At 44.5% G+C, this 15,334-nt stretch carries 13 protein-coding genes and 1 rRNA gene; 9 read left to right on the top strand and 5 right to left on the bottom strand.

The genetic code is table 11. The annotated features are described in order from the left end of the window. The first annotated feature begins 2 nt into the window (after positions 1 to 2). Entirely contained in the window at positions 3 to 248 is a 246-nt protein-coding gene (locus tag AC4EHB_RS14695) for a DUF1871 family protein (protein WP_490976551.1), read from the top strand. Positions 249 to 285: 37 nt separating this feature from the next. On the opposite strand, the gene AC4EHB_RS14690 is transcribed toward AC4EHB_RS14695, so the two are convergent. Continuing rightward, the gene (locus AC4EHB_RS14690) at positions 286 to 501 is read right to left on the bottom strand and encodes a helix-turn-helix domain-containing protein (protein ID WP_490976552.1); all 216 of its coding nucleotides are present in this window, start codon (positions 499 to 501) and stop codon (positions 286 to 288) included. Between the two features lie 106 nt (positions 502 to 607). After that, the gene (locus AC4EHB_RS14685; RefSeq protein ID WP_490976553.1) at positions 608 to 1,942 is read right to left on the bottom strand and encodes a sodium-dependent transporter; all 1,335 of its coding nucleotides are present in this window, start codon (positions 1,940 to 1,942) and stop codon (positions 608 to 610) included. A 151-nt stretch (positions 1,943 to 2,093) separates the two neighbouring features. Here AC4EHB_RS14685 and AC4EHB_RS14680 point away from each other — a divergent pair, with 151 nt between their 5' ends. Both AC4EHB_RS14680 and yugI read left to right on the top strand, forming a co-directional pair. Further along, positions 2,094 to 4,682, top strand: a complete 2,589-nt coding sequence (locus tag AC4EHB_RS14680) for an RNA polymerase sigma factor (RefSeq protein ID WP_490981927.1) — start codon at positions 2,094 to 2,096, stop codon at positions 4,680 to 4,682. Positions 4,683 to 4,770: 88 nt separating this feature from the next. Next, positions 4,771 to 5,142 (top strand): S1 domain-containing post-transcriptional regulator GSP13, encoded by a 372-nt coding sequence (gene yugI / locus AC4EHB_RS14675; protein ID WP_490976555.1) that lies wholly within the window; start codon positions 4,771 to 4,773, stop codon positions 5,140 to 5,142. A 167-nt stretch (positions 5,143 to 5,309) separates the two neighbouring features. On the opposite strand, the gene AC4EHB_RS14670 is transcribed toward yugI, so the two are convergent. Continuing rightward, positions 5,310 to 6,623, bottom strand: a complete 1,314-nt coding sequence (locus AC4EHB_RS14670; RefSeq protein ID WP_490976556.1) for an AAA-type ATPase lid domain-containing protein — start codon at positions 6,621 to 6,623, stop codon at positions 5,310 to 5,312. 138 nt (positions 6,624 to 6,761) lie between these two features. On the opposite strand from AC4EHB_RS14670, the gene pruA reads away from it, so the two are divergent. From pruA to AC4EHB_RS14650, 4 genes are all read left to right on the top strand, one after another. Further along, positions 6,762 to 8,306, top strand: a complete 1,545-nt coding sequence (pruA, locus tag AC4EHB_RS14665; RefSeq protein ID WP_490976557.1) for an L-glutamate gamma-semialdehyde dehydrogenase — start codon at positions 6,762 to 6,764, stop codon at positions 8,304 to 8,306. A gap of 77 nt (positions 8,307 to 8,383) precedes the next feature. After that, positions 8,384 to 9,577, top strand: a complete 1,194-nt coding sequence (locus tag AC4EHB_RS14660; RefSeq protein WP_490976558.1) for an ornithine--oxo-acid transaminase — start codon at positions 8,384 to 8,386, stop codon at positions 9,575 to 9,577. Between the two features lie 83 nt (positions 9,578 to 9,660). Beyond that, complete coding sequence (locus tag AC4EHB_RS14655) at positions 9,661 to 10,905, top strand: Glu/Leu/Phe/Val family dehydrogenase (protein WP_490976559.1); 1,245 nt, start codon at positions 9,661 to 9,663, stop codon at positions 10,903 to 10,905. Positions 10,906 to 10,999: 94 nt separating this feature from the next. After that, positions 11,000 to 12,163: an iron-containing alcohol dehydrogenase gene (locus AC4EHB_RS14650; RefSeq protein ID WP_490981926.1), complete on the top strand. Its 1,164-nt coding sequence runs from the start codon at positions 11,000 to 11,002 to the stop codon at positions 12,161 to 12,163. A 35-nt stretch (positions 12,164 to 12,198) separates the two neighbouring features. Here AC4EHB_RS14650 and AC4EHB_RS14645 read toward each other — a convergent pair whose 3' ends face one another. Further along, positions 12,199 to 13,194, bottom strand: coding sequence for a cation diffusion facilitator family transporter (locus AC4EHB_RS14645; protein ID WP_490981925.1), 996 nt, complete (start codon positions 13,192 to 13,194; stop codon positions 12,199 to 12,201). Between the two features lie 12 nt (positions 13,195 to 13,206). Then, positions 13,207 to 13,938 carry an MgtC/SapB family protein gene (locus AC4EHB_RS14640; protein ID WP_490976562.1) on the bottom strand — a complete coding sequence of 244 codons (732 nt, stop codon included), beginning with the start codon at positions 13,936 to 13,938 and terminating at the stop codon, positions 13,207 to 13,209. A gap of 114 nt (positions 13,939 to 14,052) precedes the next feature. On the opposite strand from AC4EHB_RS14640, the gene AC4EHB_RS14635 reads away from it, so the two are divergent. Together AC4EHB_RS14635 and AC4EHB_RS14630 are read left to right on the top strand one after the other, a co-directional pair. Beyond that, the gene (locus tag AC4EHB_RS14635) at positions 14,053 to 14,955 is read left to right on the top strand and encodes a DMT family transporter (RefSeq protein WP_490976563.1); all 903 of its coding nucleotides are present in this window, start codon (positions 14,053 to 14,055) and stop codon (positions 14,953 to 14,955) included. Positions 14,956 to 15,241: 286 nt separating this feature from the next. Then, positions 15,242 to 15,334, top strand: a 16S ribosomal RNA gene (locus AC4EHB_RS14630); the annotation flags it as partial.

Raw genomic sequence — 15,334 nt, 5'->3', positions numbered from 1 at the left:
AAATGAACAGAAGAGCCGCGAGAGTCTTGGGGGAATGGGATCCTTATTCAATTGGCGAGGATTTGTACAATACGGAAATTGTGGAAGTTGTAGCCCAATTGCATGTGCTCGACGATCCATCCGATTTAGCGAAACAAATTCAAAGCATCTACCAATTCACATTCGATAAATGGATTCCTCTAGAACATTGCGTCGCCATTTCCTATAAGTTGCTGGCTTTAAAATACGAAGCGAAGTGCATTATCTAATAAAAAAAGCTTTCGGCTAATTAGCCGAAAGCTTTTTTTATTGAGCTGCTTCTACACCGTCCAGCAAATTGGATGCTGGCACTTCAAGTGCATTTGAAAGTTTCAAGATGGTCTGTGTAGATGGCACTTCTTCACCGGATTCATAAGCTTGGAGCCTAGCGACGCCGATTCGTGCTTTCAACGCTAATTCGTCTAGCGACAAATGGCGTTCTTCACGAAGGAACTTTAACTGTGTGTGCAAATCTTTCTTCATATAAATACACTCCTTTGCAAAATGTTGCATGTAATTAAGTGAAGTATACCATAAACTGCCTGTTGGAGTAGATGGGATTTATGGCAGTTTAAAAACAAATAGGTGCTTAGAAAATGGATAGGATTCCTTGGATAAAGACGACGATAATGGCTACAGGAGCAACGTAGCGCACTAATGCGCGCCATACTTGGAACCAAACTGTCTGCCCAGGCAATTCTGTTTCAGCTTCGTGCTTTTTCAATACATAGCCGGCAAAAAGGGCAGTGAATAATGCGCCAATCGGCAAGCCGATCCGGCTAGTCAAAATATCCATGAAATCGAAGAATGTATAGCCGAACATGAACGGCTGCGACATAAGACCAAACGACAAAGCGCTAGGTATGCCGAAAAGGAAAATGACCAATCCGTAAAGCCATGCTACGCGGACGCGGCGATCGAATTTATTTTTTACGATGATTGAAACGCCGATTTCAAGCATGGAGATAGATGAAGTCAACGTGGCGAATAGCATGAGCACGAAGAAAATGATCATCAGCAAACCGCCCATGAATAATTGGTCGAAAATGGCCGGAAGGATGATAAAGACCAATCCAGGCCCTTGATCCGGTGTATAGCCAAGTGCGAAAACGGCTGGGAAAATGATAAGTCCGGCCATGATGGAAATAAGGATGTTCAATCCGGCAACGCTGACAGCGGAACGGGAGAGATTCTCGGATTTCGACAAATACGATGCATAAGTCATCATACCCGCAACACCGACGCTCAAGGAGAAGAAAGCTTGCCCGAGCGCAATTAAAGCGGTTTTGAAATTAAAAAACGACCAATCCGGAACGAACATGAATTTGACGCCTTCCATGGCACCGTCCAATGTCAATGAACGAACCATCAAGATGACTAGGAAAATTAACAGTCCTGGCATCATGATTTTGCTGGCGCGTTCGATGCCGCCCTTGATGCCGCCTTGGACAATCCAAATTGTCAGCAACATGAAAGCTGCTTGCGCAAGGATAACTTCTAGCGGGTTTCCGATGATGCCACCGAATAATTCAGCGAAATCAGCGTCGCCCAGATTCGATAACTGGAACAATAATGAGCGGCCAAGATAAGAAAGAATCCAGCCCCCGACTACACTGTAGAAAGATAAGATGATAAAAGAGAAAAAGAGTCCAGACCAACCGATTAAAAACCATGGTTTTCCTGGTGCCTGTTTTTTTAATGCGCTGACAGGATCTGCCTGTCCGCGTCTGCCGATGACGAATTCAGCCAGCAAGATCGGCAAGCCGATTGCCAAAGTGCTGATGATAAAGAGCAAGATAAAGACACTGCCGCCATTTGCACCGGTTTCATAAGGGAACTTCCAAATTGCCCCTAAGCCGATTGCACTTCCCGCTGCTGCGAGGATAAAGCCGAGCTTTGATGTCCATTGATCACGTTTCTGCATTTTCTCACTCCTAAACTATTTGGATTTTTTAATTCTACACGACCCTTCTATAAAAAAATAGAGACAATTTAAAGCAAGGGCATATTATTGTGTATAATAATTAAATAAAGGAAGAAGATTGAATATTTACGCAAAAGAGGTGGGTTTTAAAATGGATGCCAAGCAACAGGTGAATCAGATTCGAAATGAGCGAGAACAGACGACATCGGAATGGACAACGCGATTGCTAGGACAAGTCATGCGTTTCGGCTTTCAAAATGGCGTGCCCGCAGACAAAATAAATGCATTCCAGCAGGCGGTTTACAAGGATTTTTCTTCAGCGGCATTGGATATACAAGAAGAGATGGACGTTCAATTATATAAAGCGGCAATTTCGAACCTACATCCATTTACTAGAGGTATAGAAGCTTCGGAAGAAATATTCCGCTTTCCTGAAGACCGGGAAACTCACAAAGCAATCTTGGAGTTGGATGCGCCGGAGCGTATTGTGTTGACTCTGCATTATTTGCAGGGTAAACGGCTGCAGGACATCAGCAGAATAATAGGGTGCTCGGAACTGCAGGCACAGGAAAGCATGCGGGCCGGATTGCTGCAATTACAAGAGAGGCTGGACGTATCGGATACTGCAACAGCTGAAAAACGCCTTGAATTTGCCGCGAAGTCTTACAGCCGCATCGAGTTCAGCTTTGCGGAAAATGAGGAGGCGGAAGAAAAAATTCCGCAGCTTGCTGAAACTGTCCCGATGCCGGCGCCAGTTTCCAAACGCAGCAAAGTGCTCCTCGCCACAGCCGGGCTGTTTTTGGCAGGGGTCATCGGCACTTCTTTTATAATGGACAACGCTAAACCGAATTTGCCACTGACAGCAGCTGAAGCGGCAAATGAAAATCAGATCACCGTTGAAATGCTCGATGGCTGGAAGAAGCAGTACAATGAAATCCGGGAGTCATCTCCAAAACGGCTCGGCATTAATGAAAAAACATACACCCAGTTAGAATACGTAAAAAAAGCAGATGAGCAAATGGAGCGCTTGTTGAGCAATCAAAATGCCGAAAAAATGAAAAATGAGCAAAAAAAGATGCAGCGGCAAGTGGACGAGTTGATGTTGCAGATAGAAACGCCAAAAAAGATGGTGCTGCTTTTTAGCGACGCATTCTTATCGAGCGCTGAAACGCAGAAATTCCTGGTTAATTATGCGCTGAAGTCTAAAGAATTGATGATGCTGTCGGAAGAGGTTTTGCTGGCGAACGATATGGAACTTGCGAAAGTTGAGGTTAACGGCGAATTGTCTGCTGAAAAATTGCTTGCAGGGCGCAGCGAATACTCGGCAGATGTCCAAAACCTGCTTGACTCCCTTGGCGAACGCGGCTTGACGATTATCAAGCATCCGTTGGAAGAGCGTTTTATCATGCGGAGGGATACAGAAGCGCTGCATGCGAGCCGCTTGCTCAGTGTCGATTACGAAGCAATCAATTACGTTGGACTATTGATGGAGGAACCATATTTTGATGAAAGGGGACTTTTGCAGCCGCTCGGCCACATGCCGTATGTTCTTACCTCACTTGAAGGCCCTTTGCTCGAAGCCATGGATTCTTCCCCTTTATACCAGGATTTCGAATTAATTTTTCAGCAAGCTTTTTTTCTGACGCTGAAAGGCGGGGAAGGGCAATCGGTATTTGACAGAAAAGGAATTGTAAAAGAAGAGTATCAAGATGCATGGAAGCAGTTGGCGCATCAAGCCGGCAATCCGTTGATTTATGTGATGATGCCGATTGTGGAAGAAATGGAAGCGAGCGGTTGGACGAGTTCTGAGAGTTATGATGCGCTCAGCCATGACACCATCATGGAAGCAATGGAAATGGAAAGAGCCGGCAAGCTTGCAGCTAAATTGCCGAATGGCGAAGTTGCAATCGAACAGGAAATCATTCAATTGGACCAGCATGATTACACATCGATTGACAAGCTTTACAAGTCATTTTCAGCGCAGCACGACCTGGAATTACTGAAGAATGTTCCGCCGCTTGATGTGATGCTGCTTTTCCAGCATGCCAATTCTCGCGGAGACGCTGTAACGATGTGGCATCTGCTGTCGGAGGAATCGAAACCGGAGCTCGCTGAATACAAGCGAGTATGGCGTCAGCAACGCGACTTCAAAGATTACATCCGGTGGATCGAAGTGAGTGAAGATCAAATTACACGGGTAGGAGCCAGCCTCTTTTTGTATCCGGTTTTTGGTCCGAAAGAAGAAACAAGCTACCTGACATTTACGCCAGGCCTTATCATGGACGGTAATGCAACATGGCTTGTACAAAATCATCTGTATGAAGACTATGACTTGAGTGAAAAAGAATCGCCTTATATAAAAAACGTGGATGGCTTGTACAATGAATTCAAAGGGAACTTAGACGAAAAAGTGCTGGATAAAGCTTCGCCAGGTGAAATCGGCGGGTTGCTTTTGAAAGCCTACGAAGAAAAAAACTCGGATATGCTCGCTGCGCTTTTCGAAGAAGAGGCGCAAGGCATGGATAATCTTATGATGCAGCTCGAAGGAAGGGGCGTTCCGGCATTTTCTGCGGCGATGAACGTTGCTTTTTACAGCGATCCATTTTACAACAATGGCGGCAGAGAAAATGGAACCTTCCAATTCGAAGGTTCAAGCGAAGGCGCCGACATGAACATCAGCCAATTAACAATGGTCAAAACCCCATCAGGCTGGCGTTTTGGAGACTTGAATATGTATTGATTTTACTCTGCTGTCCATTCTGTGCTATAATTTACAGATGCCAATAAGGTGTACAGGATAATTAGATAAGACTAGGAGCGGGTATAAAATGACAAATTTTCAAACAGGCGACACAGTAACAGGTAAAGTAACAGGAATTCAGCCATACGGTGCATTCGTAGCATTGGACGATCAGACTCAAGGATTGGTCCACATCTCAGAAATCACGCACGGCTATGTTAAAGAAGTTAGCGAATACTTGGCAGTTGGCCAAGAAGTTAACGTTAAAGTTTTGGAAGTTGATGACAAATCTAAAAAAATCAGCTTGTCAATCCGTGCACTACAAGAGCAGCCACCAGCAGCTCAGCGCACTGAAAAACCAAAACAATCTCTTCAATCACACGTAAACGAAAGTGATTCTGAAGGATTCAACTCTTTGAAAGACAAAATGCAAGAGTGGATCAAACGTTCTGGTCAGTAAGAAAAGCGGAAGCGGCCGCTTAGGTTTGACAGGCATAAGACAGACCGGCGAAGTGGCGCTTTTTGCCACACAGCTGGGATGGCTTATGACCCGAGAACCTGGCCGCTGGAGCTAGACAGTAAGAAAACAGAAGCGCTTAGGCGCAACAAAAAAACGAAGCGCAGACACTATGTCTGCGCTTCGTTTTTTTTGATTTTCCGCAATCTATATTGCAGGTTTTGCCGGCTCATGCCAAGTGCGGCAGCAGCTTTCGTGACATTGCCGCCATGGAGGTCCATCGCTTTCTTCAGATAATAGCTTTCCGCTTCCTGCAAATAATCATCGAGCGGCAGCAATTCCTTGCCGGAATGGACGATGAAGTCCTCAGGGTTTAAAGCATGCTTGTTCATTGTTTTCCATTTAAAATGCTGTGGGAGCAATTCTGCCGTAAGCGACTCTTCGGTGGTTAAAAGAGACGTCGCTTCGTCGAGCAGCAATTCAAGTTCCTTTAAATTGCCTGGCCAATCGTAGGACAAGAACATTTCTTCGGCTTCTTTCGTCAAACTGCGTACCATGGAACCGAATTTCATGCGGTGCCTGGACAAATAATCATAGACAAAAGGCATAATATCTTCTTTTCGGTTTCGGAGCGGTTCGAGTTGGATGGTCATAGCTGAAAAGAAATAATAGAGTTCTTTCGACAATTTTTGTGAAGCGATCAGCTCCACTGGATCTTCACCGACACTGGCGATGAAATAAGTGTTCTGATTGGAGAGCTCTTTCGCCATCTGCAGCAAATGGGATTGCAAAGGCAAGGGCAGCAAGTCGATGCGTTCGCAATAAACAGTTCTGTGCGGCGTATCTGCCAAATCTTCCTGTAGCCGGTCGATCAATTCACTATCGGTGCCGTGGCAATACAAGGTGAATAGCTGGCCGCTGGAAGAAGATGCTGAATGGATTGACTCAGCGATCAATTCTTTTCCAGTGCCGGATTCGCCCACCAATAAAACTGGCAGCTTTAATGTCGCAGCTTTTTCGGCTGTCTGAATCACTTTTCTCATACTCTCCGAAATTGCAGTGATGCTTGAAAACGTGATCGGCTCTTCGTATCTTTTAAGCGGCTGGTAGACGACCTTTTCCAGCTTTGTGACATCCCGGGACATTTCAATGGCGCCAACCAACACATTATTGCCGAAGACTGGATGGGTGTCGTTGATGGTGGTGATTTCCTGGCCTTTGCGGTTCCAATACGTCTGTTTGACATTTAAGACTGCTTTTCCAGATTGCAGCACCTGCAGCAATGTGCTTTCGTGGTGATCAAAACGAAATAATTCAAGCAGTGAACGATCAGCCAATTCTTCGTAATCGAACCCTTCAATTTCTCTCATTTTTTGGTTATAAAATATCGTCTTGCCTTTCAAATCAATCGCGTGGATGCCGACTGCCGCGTGTTCTGCAGCGAAATGGTAGAACGGCAACAAGTCTTTCTCAACGGTTTTCAAAAAATCACCTCAAAATATTTTTAACTTTTTAATAGAAAAGACTTGATTAATGCAACAATCTTTTGCATTATTATATATGTAAATAGAATATAAGTGCAAACTTTTTTTGCGCTTGTATCAAATCCAAGGAGGATTCACATGATTCCCTACAAACACGAACCATTTACAGACTTCTCAATTGAGAAAAACCGTACTGCCTACCTAGCTGGACTTAAAACAGTTGAGGCATATTTAGGCCAAGACTACCCTTTGGTTATTGGTGGAGAACGCATTACAACAGAAGACAAAATTGTTTCATTCAACCCTGCTAATAAAGAAGAAGTGATCGGCCGTGTTTCTAAATCAAATAAAGAATTAGCTGAAAAGGCTATGCAAAGCGCTCTTGAAGCATTCAAAACGTGGAAAAAAGTAAAACCGGAAGTTCGCGCTGATGTTTTGTTAAAAGCTGCAGCGATTGTTCGCCGCCGCAAGCATGAATTTTCTGCGCTTCTTACAAAAGAAGCAGGTAAGCCATGGAACGAAGCGGATGCTGATACAGCTGAAGCAATCGACTTCTTGACATACTATGCTCACCAAATGCTTGAAATGAAAGACGGCATGCCAATCCAGAGCCGTCCAGGCGAAGACAACCGCTACGATTACATTCCTCTTGGAGTAGGCGTTGTCATTTCTCCATGGAACTTTGCTTTTGCGATCATGGCAGGAACGACTGTTGCTGCAATGGTTACAGGAAACACAGTTTTGTTGAAACCAGCTTCGACAACTCCAGTTGTAGCTTATAAATTCATTGAAGTTCTTGAAGAAGCGGGCATGCCTGCAGGCGTCGTCAACTTTATTCCTGGACCTGGCTCTGAAGTAGGGGACTACTTGGTAGACCACCCGAAAACTCGTTTCATCTCTTTCACTGGTTCAAAAGAAGTTGGCCTAAGAATTGCTGACCGTTCTGCAAAAGTGAATGAAGGACAAGTTTGGATGAAGCGCCTGATTGCTGAAATGGGCGGGAAAAACACAATGGTAATCGATAAAGAAGCAGATCTTGAGCTTGCTGCACAATCGATTGTCAAATCTGCATTCGGTTTCAGCGGACAAAAATGTTCTGCAGGATCACGTGCGGTTGTCGTTGAAGACGTTTACGACGAAGTTCTTGAACGAGTCATCGAATTGACGAACGAATTGACAATCGGCAACCCGACTGACCAATCTAATTACATGGGCCCTGTTATTGATTCAAACTCATACAAAAAAATCATGAGCTATATTGAAATCGGCAAAGAAGAAGGCCGCGTTGCTGCGGGTGGAACTGGCGACGATTCTAAAGGATTCTTCGTGAACCCGACTGTCATTGCTGATCTTGGACCAACTGACCGCGTAATGCAGGAAGAAATTTTCGGACCGGTTGTCGGCTTCACAAAAGCGAAAGACTTTAAAGAGGCAATCGATATTGCCAACAATACGGAATACGGCTTGACTGGCGGAGTTATCACAAACAACCGTGAACACCTTGAATACGCACGTGAAGAATTCCACGTAGGCAACTTGTACTTCAACCGTGGATGCACAGGCGCAATCGTCGGCTACCAGTCGTTCGGCGGATTCAACATGTCTGGAACTGACTCAAAAGCTGGTGGACCGGATTACCTGGGTCTTCATATGCAAGCAAAAACAACTTCTGAAATGTATTAAGAATCACTAGGTGGTATAATTATTCATTAAAAGGCGGACTTATTAGTCTGCCTTTTTTAAAAAAAGGAGGAATTTTAATGACAAAAACTCAAGAAATTATTGAACAAACAGAAAAATTCGGTGCACCGAACTATCATCCGCTGCCAATCGTCATCACTGAAGCGGAAGGGGTTTGGGTAAAGGATCCGGAAGGCAATAAATTTATGGACATGCTTTCAGCATATTCCGCTGTCAACCAAGGCCACCGCCATCCGAAAATCATCCAGGCATTGAAAGACCAAGCTGACCGCGTTACATTGACTTCACGCGCATTCCATAACGATATGCTGGCTCCTTGGTATGAATTGATCTGTAAAATTTCTGGTAAGGAAATGGCTTTGCCGATGAACACTGGTGCAGAAGCTGTAGAAACAGCATTCAAAGCTGCTCGCCGCTGGGCATATGACGTAAAGGGCGTTGAAAAAGATCAAGCTGAAATCATTGCTTGCGAAGGCAACTTCCATGGCCGTACGATGACTGCTGTTTCTTTATCGTCAGACCCTGATTATAGAAGAGGCTTCGGACCGATGCTTCCAGGCATTAAAATTATTCCTTACAGCGATTTGGAAGCATTGAAAAATGCAATTACGCCAAACACTGCTGCATTTTTGATTGAGCCGATTCAAGGCGAAGCGGGCATTGTGATGCCAGAAGAAGGCTTCTTGAAGGCTGCAAGAGAATTATGCCGCGAAAACAACGTATTGTTCATTGCTGACGAAATTCAGTGTGGGCTTGCGCGTACTGGTAAAATGTTCGCTTGTGAATGGGAAGATGTTGAGCCGGATATGTACATATTGGGCAAAGCACTTGGAGGCGGAGTGTTCCCGATTTCTTGTGTCGTCGCTGACCATGAAATCTTGAATGTCTTTAACCCAGGATCACACGGTTCGACTTTCGGCGGAAACCCGCTTGCTTGTGCAGTATCAATCGCTTCGCTTGAAGTGCTGCAAAATGAAAAGTTAGCTGATCGTTCGCAAGAACTAGGCGAATACTTTATTGGCAAATTACGTGAAATCCAACATCCCTCTATTAAAGAAGTGCGCGGCCGTGGATTGTTCATCGGTATGGAATTGACTGAAGCAGCGCGTCCTTATTGCGAACAACTGAAGGAACTTGGTTTATTGTGCAAAGAAACGCATGATACGGTTATCCGTTTTGCTCCGCCATTGATCATTTCAAAAGATGAACTTGATTGGGCAATCGAACGTATTCAAAAAGTATTTTCAAATTAATGACTTTCTAGCACGCAACAAGCTGGATATGTTACACTAGTTTCGAGTAATTACTATTAAATATAAAGAGGCGAATTAAAACAATGGCTGAAAACTTGAACTTGTTGACGTCAACTCAGAACGTTATTAGAACTGCGTTGGATAAACTCGGATACGAAGAATCGATGTATGAACTTTTAAAAGAACCTATGCGTATTATGGAAGTTCGAATTCCAGTTCGCATGGACGATGGAAAAACAAAAGTGTTTACAGGATTCCGTGCACAGCATAACGATGCAGTCGGGCCTACAAAAGGCGGAGTGCGTTTCCATCCTGACGTAAACCGGGAAGAAGTTATGGCGCTTTCTATGTGGATGACATTGAAATGTGGAATCGTCGATCTTCCTTATGGCGGAGGAAAAGGCGGCATTATCTGTGACCCGAGAGAAATGTCCATGCATGAAATCGAGAAACTGAGCCGCGGCTATGTCCGTGCCATCAGCCAAATCGTGGGGCCGAACAAAGACATTCCGGCTCCGGACGTTTTCACAAACTCGCAGATCATGGCGTGGATGTTCGATGAATACAGCAAAATTGATGAATTCAATTCACCTGGATTCATTACGGGGAAACCGATTGTCCTTGGTGGATCTCAAGGCCGGGATAAAGCGACTGCTCAAGGTGTAACCATTGTTATTAATGAAGCTGCTAAAAAACGCGGCCTTGAAATTAAAGGCGCTCGGGTAGTAATTCAAGGGTTCGGCAATGCAGGAAGCTTCTTAGCGAAGTTCCTTCATGATCAAGGCGCGATAGTTGTCGGAATTTCTGACGCTTACGGCGCATTACATGATCCGAACGGCTTGGATGTTGAATATTTGCTAGACCGCCGCGATAGCTTCGGTACGGTGACAACGTTATTCGATAACACGATTTCAAACAAAGAACTGTTTGAATTGGATTGTGATATCCTTGTTCCAGCAGCGATTGCCAACCAAATTACAGCTGAAAATGCACATGATATCAAAGCTTCAATCGTCGTGGAAGCGGCGAACGGGCCAACAACTTCGGAAGCAACGAAAATTCTGACTGAACGTGGAATTCTCCTTGTGCCGGATGTATTGGCTAGTTCAGGCGGAGTAACAGTTTCGTACTTTGAGTGGGTTCAAAATAACCAAGGTTATTACTGGACGCAAGAAGAAGTGGATGAAAAGCTGACTAAAAAACTGGTTGATGCGTTTGAAAATGTCTACAACGTTGCTACTACACGCAATATTGATATGCGTTTGGCCGCTTATATGGTTGGAGCTCGTAGAACCGCTGAAGCTGCACGCTTCCGTGGATGGGTATAAGATGATAAAAGATCGTTCGGGTTCTTCCCGAGCGGTTTTTTTGTGTTTTAATAGGGAAATCTACATAATAGAAAAAGAAGAGGAGGATGATTAGATGAATGCATTTTCATTTCACAACCCGGTTAAGTTAATTTTTGGTAAAGGGCAATTGAAAGAAGTTAAAAAAGAATTACCTAAATATGGTAATAAAGTCTTGGTAGTTTATGGTGGAGGCAGCATCAAAAAGAATGGCCTTTACGATGAAGTAATTGCTACTTTAGCTGAAGCAGACCTTGAAGTTTTTGAATTAGGTGGAGTAGAACCGAATCCACGGATTTCGACTGCGCGCAAAGGCATTGAAATCTGCAAAAAAGAAGGCATTGATATGCTTCTGGCGGTAGGCGGCGGTTCTGTTATTGACTGTACGAAACTGATTGCATGCGGCGCAGCATACGATGGCGACGCGTGGGATTTCGTATCACGCAAAGCTCAGCCTAAAGAGGCATTGCCGTTCGGCACTGTTCTGACTTTGGCGGCAACAGGTTCAGAGATGAACTCCGGATCGGTTATCACGAATGAAGAAACACAAGAAAAATACGGCTGGGGAAGCCCATTGTCATTCCCGAAATTCTCAATTCTTGACCCTACTTATACGATGTCCGTGCCTAAAGACCATACGGTATATGGCATTGTCGATATGATGTCCCATATTTTTGAGCAATATTTCAATAATGCCACAAACACACCCGTACAGGACCGGATGTGCGAAGGGGTATTAAAGGCAGTAGTTGAAACGGCTCCGAAATTATTGGAAGATCTTCAAAGCTATGAGCACCGTGAAACGATCTTATTCGCAGGAACGATGGGATTGAACAACTTCCTGCAAATGGGTTATAACGGAGACTGGGCTACACACAATATCGAACATGCCGTTTCGGCAGTTTACGATATACCGCATGCTGGAGGCTTAGCTATTCTATTTCCGCAGTGGATGCGCCACAACATCAAAGTAAATCCAGCGCGCTTTGCGCAAATGGCTGAACGTGTCTTCGATGTTGAAAGAGAAGGCAAATCGGACGAAGAGGCGGCATTGGAAGGAATCGAGCGCATGAGCGCATTCTGGACGTCCCTTGGAGCACCTACACGCTTAGCGGATTATGAAATTGATGGCTCTAAGATAGACTTGATGGCTGAAAAAGCCATGGTCTACGGAGAGTTTGGCAATTTCAACAAATTGCAGGGCCAGGACGTAAAAGAAATCTTAACAGCTTCACTATAAAAAAAGATTGGGCACATTATGTGCCCAATCTTTTTTTATTTGGTTTGCAATGTTGTTAAGGATTCAGGGCGCTTGCTGACATGCGTCCAATGCGTTTCACCATCGTCCGCGTCAAGCGACACAATAACATCGTCAACATTTGGCTGGTTCAAAAGAATATCAGCTAAACGGTCTTGCAAAGCATCTGCTTCGGCTACGGTCAGCGATGCATCGATTTCCACGATTGTTTTCACATGAAGGAATTCGCCTTCTTTGACAACTTCAAGTTTTTTGATATCTCTAACAGCTGGTTGATCTGTCAGGATGTGAGCGATATGATTTACCATCTGCTCATCAGTTTCTCCGATAGCGCCGCGTGCATTGTCTAAAAATACTTTGGTTACTACATAGAACATCATCAATCCGATAGCGATAGAAGCGGCACCTTCAATTGCAAGGAAGCCGGTATAATGTGCAATCAGAATGGCTACTAATGCCAAGATGCCGCCTGAAGTTGCAACTAAATCTTCAAGGAACACGAGTTTAGTCGCGGGTTTAGCACGATTCAAATGTGAGAAACTTGTCGTGAGGGGAGCAAGTGCTCCGCCTTTGACGCCGGCTTCATGCAAAACTTCCTTGCCAGCTTTGTAAAGGACAAATGTTTCCAGGAGGATGGCAATAATCAAGACGACAACACTGATAATAAATCCTTCAGCTTCTACTGGATGCGTCATCTGGTGCCAGCCTTCGATAATCGTTTCATATGCCATGATACCGACAATTAATACGGCACCAAGAAGAACGATATTGAGCAATCGGCCAAAACCATTTGGAAATTGTTTAGTCGGCGCTTTTTTAGATAATGCGGAACCGATGAAGACGAAGTATTGATTTGCTGCATCGCCGATCGAGTGCATCGTTTCGGCGAACATCGCCACGTTTCCAGTAAAGAAGAACGCGACACCTTTCATAATTGCGATAAAAGTATTGATGACTGCGGCGAATAAGGACGGCTTGTTCCCGCCTTTTAATAATGTGAAAAATTCTCCCATTCTCTTTCCTCCTTAATTGATCAGCTCAATATCAACTTCCTCGACCTTATTGATGGCCATGATTTCTTGATATAGGCTTATTGTTTCTTTGGTGTGATAGTAAGACACTCTCATCGCCAATTGATGGAGGATACTTCCGTTATCGCTTTCCTGATGGAAAATTGAAAGCGATTCGATAATCACTCCTTTTGATTTTATCTCTTTTGCGATGATAGGGAAAGACTCAGTGTCGGAAACGAAAACTTTAATGCTGGCCTCCACCATACGCAAGCGCTTTGGGCCGAATTTGAATAGGAGAGGGGCTAATGCTTCGATACCGAAAAGAATAATGGCTACTGCGAAAAATGCCTCAATGTAAAAACCGGCTGCCACGGCAATGCCGATTCCCCCAGCTCCCCAAATCATCGCAGCTGTCGTCAATCCGGATATCGAATCATTGCCGCGCTTAAGAATGACACCGGCGCCAAGAAAACCGATGCCCGAAACGATTTGGGCGGCGAGCCGCAGTGGATCCATTGTAATATTGACGCCTTCATTCTCACTGCCTTCAGCAAGGTAGGCAGTTTCAATCGAAATGATTGTCAGCAGACAGCTGAATGTGGCAATCACTACGCTTGTCTTCAACCCAACCGGCTTCCTTTTCAATTCCCTTTCAAGTCCAATGACTAAACTTAGAGCGGCGGCGATCAACAGCTTGAGGAAAGTTTCGTAGGAGGAGATGTGAAGTGCATCCAGAAAATCCATTTAATGTCCTCCTTCCATAATGCGGGATTGATAAAGAATTCGGAAACTGTCAAACTGAAAGAAGTTAATTTTGTTTCTTATAGTTTGGCACACCAACCGAAAAGGGGCTTCGCCATGGAAAAACCAGCAATCAATCCATTCATCCCGATCATCATCGGTGTTTTTTCAGTTGCACTCTCAGCGATATTCGTGAAAATGACATCCGCTGATTCAGGAGTAACAGCTTTCTATCGAATGCTTTTCTCAATCCTAATCATGAGCCCGGTATTCTTAATGAAATATACCCCGGAAATTAGGAAGCTAAGCAAGAGGGACTGGCTATTTACATCAATAGCAGGAATTTTTTTAGCATTTCATTTCATCTTATGGTTTGAATCGCTGAATTATACATCAGTCGCTAGTTCAACAGTGCTGGTTACGCTCCAGCCGCTATTCGCTTTTGCGGGCACATATTTTTTCTTCAAAGAGCGGTTGTCCATTAAGACACTTGTTTCCGGAGCAATCGCAGTCGCCGGCAGCGTGCTGATCGGTTACGGTGATTTTAAAATTAGTGGGATGGCGCTTTACGGAGATATGCTAGCGCTGATTGCCTGCGCATTAATAACAGCTTATCTGCTTTTTGGCCAAGATGTTCGAAAAAGACTCTCACTGGTCACATACACGTTTGTCGTTTATAGCGTCAGCACGATAACGTTATTCTTCTATATCATAGTTAAGGGCGAGTCATTTGGACCCTACCCAGCTTCCGAATGGATGTGGTTTTTGCTGCTGGCGATTATTCCGAACCTGCTGGGGCACACGCTTTTCAATTGGTCATTGAAATGGGTGAGTACGAATGTCATTTCAATTGCCATCTTGTTTGAGCCGGTAGGAGCGGCAATTCTGGCATATTTCATCCTTGGGGAACTTCTCAGCGCGTCTCAGATAATAGGTGGGAGCATTGTACTGGCGGGGATCATTTTGTTTGTCGCGGACTTCAAAAAAATTAAATCCAAGTTTTTTAGGGAAAAGGCTTGATTTAATTTGCTCTACGGTTTATATTAATACATGTCCTTAAGACGCCTGGAAAAATATTTTAAAATAGTATTGACTTCCAGTCGCCAACAGGATATATTGATAAAGTCGCCAATGAGCGCGGCACAAACATGAACCTTGAAAACTGAACAGCAAAACGTCAACAACACGCAACGGCCGCGCAAAACGGCCCGCGCAAAACTTACTGATCAGCATCACGCAGATCAAAAGCGAATCGTGCGTCTTCGGACGGCGATCGCCAGCAGTATTGAGCAATCAACACTACTCTATAATGGAGAGTTTGATCCTGGCTCAGGACGAACGCTGGCGGCATGCCTAATACATGCAAGTCGAGCGGAACGTCGGGAGCTTGCTCCCAACG

The sequence above is a fragment of the Planococcus sp. TJ-302 genome (genome assembly GCF_058268455.1).
This window is presented reverse-complemented; position numbering and strand designations above follow the sequence as displayed.